Source organism: Kitasatospora sp. NPDC001132 (assembly GCF_053598415.1).
In genome coordinates this window covers 24501-31271 of record NZ_JBSFKF010000057.1, presented here as the reverse complement: position 1 = coordinate 31271, position 6771 = coordinate 24501, and the positions used below count along the sequence as shown (strand labels likewise).

At 72.1% G+C, this 6771-nt stretch carries 5 protein-coding genes and 1 rRNA gene; all 6 read left to right on the top strand.

Features of this window, described 5'->3' with window-relative positions; genetic code table 11:
• Positions 1–78 (top strand): 5S ribosomal RNA (gene rrf / locus ACWDBE_RS37790); the annotation flags it as partial.
• Between the two features lie 72 nt (positions 79–150).
• Positions 151–1167 (top strand): mycothiol synthase, encoded by a 1017-nt coding sequence (mshD, locus tag ACWDBE_RS37785; protein WP_449792207.1) that lies wholly within the window; start codon positions 151–153, stop codon positions 1165–1167.
• 308 nt (positions 1168–1475) lie between these two features.
• Complete coding sequence (locus ACWDBE_RS37780) at positions 1476–3653, top strand: RNA degradosome polyphosphate kinase (RefSeq protein WP_449792208.1); 2178 nt, start codon at positions 1476–1478, stop codon at positions 3651–3653.
• A gap of 113 nt (positions 3654–3766) precedes the next feature.
• Positions 3767–4855: a CHAD domain-containing protein gene (locus tag ACWDBE_RS37775; protein WP_449792209.1), complete on the top strand. Its 1089-nt coding sequence runs from the start codon at positions 3767–3769 to the stop codon at positions 4853–4855.
• A gap of 67 nt (positions 4856–4922) precedes the next feature.
• Positions 4923–5366, top strand: coding sequence for an NUDIX hydrolase (locus ACWDBE_RS37770; RefSeq protein ID WP_449792247.1), 444 nt, complete (start codon positions 4923–4925; stop codon positions 5364–5366).
• Positions 5367–5610: 244 nt separating this feature from the next.
• The gene (pstS, locus tag ACWDBE_RS37765; RefSeq protein ID WP_449792210.1) at positions 5611–6747 is read left to right on the top strand and encodes a phosphate ABC transporter substrate-binding protein PstS; all 1137 of its coding nucleotides are present in this window, start codon (positions 5611–5613) and stop codon (positions 6745–6747) included.
• The last annotated feature ends 24 nt before the right edge of the window (positions 6748–6771 follow it).

Sequence of the window (6771 nt, the reverse complement as noted above, 5' to 3'; positions counted from 1 at the left end):
CCGAACCCGGAAGCTAAGCCTCACAGCGCCGATGGTACTGCAGGGGGGACCCTGTGGGAGAGTAGGACGCCGCCGAACAATTCTTCTGAAAAGCCTCTGATCCATTCGGATCGGGGGCTTTTCGCATTTCCGGTGACGTATCGTCGGTGCATGGACGATCAGACAGCGGTCATGGCGAACGATGTGCTCCGGCCCGAGCAGCGCGACGGTGCTCTGCGTGTTCTGGCGGAGGCCCAGGCGGTGGACGGTAGGGCCGCCGTGTCCGAGCAGGGCCGGCTCCGGCTGCGGAACGCGGAGACTCCGCGCCCGGGCGTCATCCACCTCGTCGAGACCGAGACCCAGACCCAGACTCACACCGAGGCCGGAACCGGCACCGGGACCGAGGCGAAGCACCCAGCCGTCCTCGGCTACGGCCAGCTCGAAGTACCGGAGAACCCCGCCGCGAACCCCGCCGCCGAGCTGGTGGTCGACCCGGCCGTCCGTGGCCGAGGCCTGGCCCGCCCGCTGGTGGACACCGTTCTGGCGCGGGCCCACCGGGCGGGGCACGACGCGGTGGACTTCTGGGTGCACGGCGGCCACCCGGCGGCCCGGCACCTGGCCGAGGTGTACGGCGCCGAACTGGTCCGCGAACTGCGGCAGATGCGTCGCACCGGCCGGCAGACCGAGGAGGTGGCCGTCCCCGAGGGCATCGAGCTCCGCACCTTCCGTCCCGGGGAGGACGACGCCGAGTGGCTGCGGCTGAACGCCCTGGCCTTCGCCCACCACCCGGAGCAGGGCTCGTGGACCGAGCAGGACCTGGCCGAGCGGATCGCCGAGCCCTGGTTCGACCCGGCCGGCTTCTTCCTCGCCACCCGTGAGGGCAAGGTGGTCGGCTTCCACTGGACGAAGGTGCACCCGGCGAGCGCCACCGAGCCCGAGCTCGGCGAGGTGTACGTGGTCGGGGTGGACCCGGCCGAGCAGGGCAGCGGCCTCGGCCGGGCGCTGACCGCGGCGGGCCTGCGCCACCTGACCGGCACCGGTCCGGGCGAGCGCGGGCTGGACACCGTTCTCCTCTATGTCGACGCTGACAATCCGGCCGCCGTGCGGGTATACGAACGATTGGGGTTCGCCGTTCACGAGGTGGACCTCATGTACCGAGCCCGGTACCGGGCGAACCGGCCGTCCTGAGCGCTGGGGACGGCCCCCCGAGCGGTCGAGGGCGAGGGACGGGACGGCGACGCCTCTTGCCCCGACCGACTCAGCTTTCCTCCTGGCCATGCGGTGTTTACCGTGGATTCAATTGCTGCCGCGAAGATCACAGGATGAAGTCCGTAGTGTCTCGCTCGTGCAGAGTCGACCGCCACGCGCCGGCCGGTCCTGTACGGACCGCACCCGGTGGGTGGGTGCTGTCCCCGGGGCCGGCCCGGGGCGAGGGCGACGGCCCGCAGAGCCATTCGCGTCCGGACGCAGTCCTGCTGCTGGAGGAGCTGGAGCTCATGAGCATCCCCCGCCCCGTCTCTGCCCCGCTGTCGCCTACGGCCCGGATGTCCGGTGCGCTGGGTGTTCCGCCGGAGCTGCCGGCCACGGACGAAGAGGAGTTCGAAGCGTTGCCGCAGGGCCGCTTCCTGGACCGCGAGCGCAGTTGGCTCGCGTTCAACGAGCGGGTCCTGGAGCTGGCCGAGGATCCGGGCATCCCGCTGCTGGAGCGGGCGAAGTTCCTGGCGATCTTCGCCAGCAACCTGGACGAGTTCTTCATGGTCCGGGTGGCCGGTCTCAAGCGCCGGATCGCCACCGGGGTCGCCCAGCGCAGCGCGTCAGGCCTCCAGCCGCGCGAGGTGCTGGACCTGATCTGGACCCGCTCGCGCGAGCTGATGGCCCGTCACGCCGCCGCGTTCCAGCAGGAGGTGCTGCCGGACCTCGCCACCGAGGGCATCGAGGTGGTCCGCTGGTCGGAGCTGGCCGAGAAGGAGCAGGCCCGGCTGCACACGCTGTTCCGCCAGAAGATCTTCCCGGTCCTGACCCCGCTGGCCGTCGACCCGGCGCACCCCTTCCCGTACATATCGGGGCTCTCGCTCAACCTGGCCGTCGTGGTGCGCAACCCGGTCTCCGGGCACAAGCACTTCGCGCGCGTCAAGGTGCCGCAGTCGCTGGCCCGCTTCCTGGAGGCCTCGCCCCAGCGGTACGTCCCGCTGGAGGACGTCATGGGCGCGCACCTGGAGGAGCTCTTCCCGGGGATGGAGGTGCTGGCCCACCACGCCTTCCGCGTCACCCGCAACGAGGACCTGGAGGTGGAGGAGGACGACACCGAGAACATCCTCAAGGCCCTGGAGAAGGAGCTGATGCGGCGGCGCTTCGGCCCGCCGGTCCGGCTGGAGGTCGAGGAGTCGATCGACCCGTACATCCTGGACCTGCTGGTGCGGGAGCTGAACATCACCGAGGCGGAGGTCTTCCCGCTGCCCGGGCCGCTGGACCTGACCGGGCTGTTCGGGATCGCCGACCTGGACCGCCCGGAGCTCAAGTACCCGAAGTTCGTGGCCGGCACGGCCCGCGGGCTGACCGACGTCGAGTCGGCCTCCCAGCCGGACATCTTCGCCGCGATGCGCGAGCGCGACGTCCTGCTGCACCACCCGTACGACAGCTTCTCCACCTCGGTGCAGGCCTTCCTGGAGCAGGCCGCCGCCGACCCGGACGTGCTGGCGATCAAGCAGACCCTGTACCGCACCTCCGGCGACTCGCCGATCGTCGACGCGCTGATCGACGCGGCCGAGTCCGGCAAGCAGGTGCTGGTGCTGGTCGAGATCAAGGCGCGCTTCGACGAGCAGGCCAACATCAAGTGGGCCCGCAAGCTGGAGGAGGCCGGCTGTCACGTGGTGTACGGACTGGTCGGGCTGAAGACGCACTGCAAGCTCTCGCTGGTGGTCCGGCAGGAGGGCGACACCCTGCGCCGCTACTCGCACGTCGGCACCGGCAACTACCACCCGAAGACGGCCCGGCTGTACGAGGACCTCGGCCTGCTCACCTCCGACCCGCAGGTCGGCGCGGACCTCTCGGACCTGTTCAACCGGCTCTCCGGCTACTCGCGCCGCGAGTCCTACCGCCGTCTGCTGACCGCTCCGCGCGGTCTGCGCGACGGGCTGGTCTCGCGGATCCACAACGAGATCGCGCACCACAGGGACGGCCGCCCGGCCTATGTGAAGCTCAAGGTCAACTCGATCGTCGACGAGGCCGTGATCGACGCGCTGTACCGGGCGTCCCAGGCCGGGGTGCCGGTGGACGTCTGGGTGCGCGGGATCTGCGCGATCCGCCCGGGCGTGCCGGGGCTGAGCGAGAACATCACGGTCCGCAGCATCCTGGGCCGCTTCCTGGAGCACTCCCGGGTCTTCGTGTTCGGCAACAACGGCGATCCCGAGGTCTGGATCGGCAGCGCCGACATGATGCACCGCAATCTGGACCGCCGGATCGAGGCGCTGCTGCGGATCACCGATCCGGCGCACCGCGCCGAGCTGTCCGGGCTGATCGACCTTGGGGTGTCGGACGAGACCGAGTCCTGGCACCTGGGGCCGGACGGCGCGTGGGCCCGCCACTCCCAGGACGCCGAGGGCCGGCCGCTGCGACACGTCCAGGACCTGCTGATCGACTCGCGCCAGCGCCGCCGGGCCGCCACCTCGCGCTGACGCGTCCACTGATGCGAAGCCGCCGGGGCAGTGGCCCACGAGAGGGCACAGTCGCCCCGGCGGTCGGCCACCAGCTCCGGGACCACCCCGGGGGAACGGGGATCTACCACGCCATGACCGAAGCGCCGATGACGGCCCAGGCGGCCTCCACAGCGACCGCCGGGGACATCCTTTCCCGCCACCTCACCGCCCAGGCCGGCGCCTTCCTGCGCGCGCTGCCGCTGGCGGTGGGCGAGGTCGGCGCCAGACCCGGGACGGCCTCGATCGTCCCGTCGGCCGGCACCTCGGACCTGCTGCGGGCCGTCCGGCGGGTCGGCGGGCTGCTGCACACCTTCGGTTCGCTCTTCGAGCAGACCTGGGCGCAGGAGTCGCGCACCGAGCTGCGCTGGCTGCTCAACCTGCTCGCGCTGGAGCCCGGTTACGTCCGCCGCTCGGCCCGGCTGCTGGGCGCGCTGGACTCGCTGAGCGCCACCGGCCCGGACGGGACGGGCATGCTGGCCGGCCACGCCGGCGCCCCCAAGGCACGGGCGCTGCTGGACCGGCAGCTGACCCTGGCCCGGACCAGGGCGCACTCCACGGTGCTCCAGGAGCTCCGCTCCGCCCGGCTGCACGCGCTGGCGGACCGGATGACCCTGCTGGTCGGCGAGGCGCCGCTGCTGGAGCCGGCGGGCGGCCGGGCCCCGGCGGTGCTGCTGCCGCAGGCCGCCGCCGCGTTCGCCGCGCTGTCCGCGGGCGCCCAGCAGCTGCCGCTGCACCGGGCCGCGACGCCGTACGGCGGGGACGGGCTGCGCCGGCTGGGCACGGTGCCGGCGTCCCGCGGGGCGACGGACGCGGACACCGCGCTGGCGGCCGACGACGCGCCCTGGTCCCGGCTGCGGATCCTGGTGAAGCGGGCCCGGTACGCGCTGGAGGTGTGCGGCCGCTCGTCCTCCGAGCTGGACGAGCTGGACCTGGTGCTGGCCCGGCAGCAGGAGGCGGCGGACGCCGCCGTCACCGCCGCCACCGCGGCGCGCACCCCGCGGATCACCCCGGCGACCGCGTACGTGCTGGGCGTGGTGCACGCCGACCAGCGGCTGGAGGTGGAGTCGGCGCGGTACGCCGTCGGCCGCCGCTGGCCCGACCTGCCGCCCGGCCCGGACGGCTGGCTGGAGCTCGTGCCGGCCGAAGCCTGGGGGCACCCGGGCGTGCCCGGGACGGTCTGAGGTGGGCGAGCGCCCGGGCACCGGACGGGCGGCGGCCCGGGCCGGGAGCGGGGCGGAGCACGCCCCGGTGGTGCTGGCGGCGGGTGCGGTGCTGTGGCTGCCGGGGCGTCCGAAGAAGAGCGGCCGGCTGGGGCGGCCGCGGATCGCGGTGATCCACCGGCCCAAGTACGACGACTGGAGCCTGCCGAAAGGCAAGCTCGAACCCGGCGAGGGCGTGGTCGAGGCGGCGCTGCGCGAGGTCCGGGAGGAGACCGGGTTCGGCTGCCTGCTGGGTCCGGAGCTGCCCACCCGGCACTACCGGGTGCAGGGCCGTCCGAAGGAGGTCCGCTACTGGGCGGCGGTGCCGTCGAGCGGGTCGTTCCGGCCCAACCGGGAAGTGGACCGGTTGGAGTGGCTGCCGGCCGGGAAGGCCCGTGCCCGGCTCACCCACGACCACGACCGGGTGCTGGTCGACGCCCTGCTGGCGGTCCTGGGGGCGGAGCCGGTGCGGACGGAGGGGCCGCAGCGGTGAAGGAACGGTGGAAGTGATCTCCCCGCGCCCTTGCCGTGACGCAACCGTTACTACCTGACGTAGTTTCCTGTCATCCCTTCGAGGTTCACTCTCCGTTCACTTGCGACCGGCTGTCGTGTCACTTACCCGGCCTAACTTCGGGACCACCGGAGGGCCGAACGGGCCCCGGACCACAGCAGAACCCGCGCTGGGCCGTACGCGTACGGCCTGCGCAGAGGGCAATGCCACAGAAAGGGACACCCCTGTGAAGCTCCAGCGGAACGGCCGCTCCAAGGCCCTCGCGATCGGTGCCATGGCGCTCGTCAGCTCGCTGTCGCTCGCTGCCTGCGGGTCGGACGACAACAACAACACGACCGCCTCCGGCGGCTCCAGCGGCTCCGCCGCGGCCGCCGGCGCGATCAATTGTGGCAAGCCCGGTTCGCTGATCTCCGCCGGTTCGACCGCCCAGGGCGCCGCGATGGACGTCTGGAAGACCAGCTTCGCCGCCGCCTGCTCCGGCACCACGATCAACTACCAGGGTGGCGGCTCCGGTGCCGGCATCCAGCAGTTCAACCAGGGCAAGATCCAGTTCGCCGGCTCCGACTCGGCCCTCAAGCCGGCCGAGGTCGACGCCTCCAAGGCGGTCTGCACCGGCGGCCAGGGCATCGACCTGCCGATGGTCGGCGGTCTGATCTCGCTGGTCTACAACGTCGACGGCGTCGACAAGCTGGTCCTGGACGGCCCGACCGCCGCCAAGATCTTCGACTCGCAGATCACCAAGTGGAACGACCCGGCGATCGCCGCCCTGAACCCGGGCGCCAAGCTGCCGGACGCGGACATCCAGACCTTCCACCGCTCGGACGACGCCGGCACCACCGAGAACCTGACCAAGTACTTCGCCGCCGCCGGCGGCGGCGCCTGGTCCTACCCGGCCGGCAAGGCCTGGGCGGGCAAGGGCGGCCAGTCGGCCAACGGCAGCGCCGGCGTCTCGGCCCAGGTCAAGCAGGTCAAGAACTCGATCAGCTACGTCGAGCTGGCCTACGCCCAGACCAACAGCCTGAAGAGCGCCGCGATCAACACCGGCGCCTCCAAGCCGGTCGAGGCCACCGCCGAGGCCGCCGCCACCACCATCGGCAAGGCCCAGGCCGCCGGCACCGGCAGCGACCTCGCGCTGAAGCTCGACTACGCGACCAAGGAAGAGGGTTCCTACCCGCTGGTCCTGGTCACGTACGAGATCGTCTGCGACAAGGGCAACAAGGCCGACACCCTCGACACCCTGAAGTCCTTCCTGACCTACACGGCCAGCGACGCGGGCCAGAAGGCCATCGGCGAGAAGGGCTACGTCCCGCTGCCGAAGGCCGTGACCGACAAGGTCAACGGCGTCATCGCCACCCTGGCCTGACCCGACAGGACCCCCGGTGGGGCG

What these genes read in the sequence shown, in the direction of transcription:
- ACWDBE_RS37780 (WP_449792208.1), top strand. Translation starts at nt 1,476, where the DNA reads ATGAGCATCCCCCGCCCCGTCTCTGCCCCGCTGTCGCCTACGGCCCGG.
- mshD (WP_449792207.1), top strand. Translation starts at nt 151, where the DNA reads ATGGACGATCAGACAGCGGTCATGGCGAACGATGTGCTCCGGCCCGAG.
- ACWDBE_RS37775 (WP_449792209.1), top strand. Translation starts at nt 3,767, where the DNA reads ATGACCGAAGCGCCGATGACGGCCCAGGCGGCCTCCACAGCGACCGCC.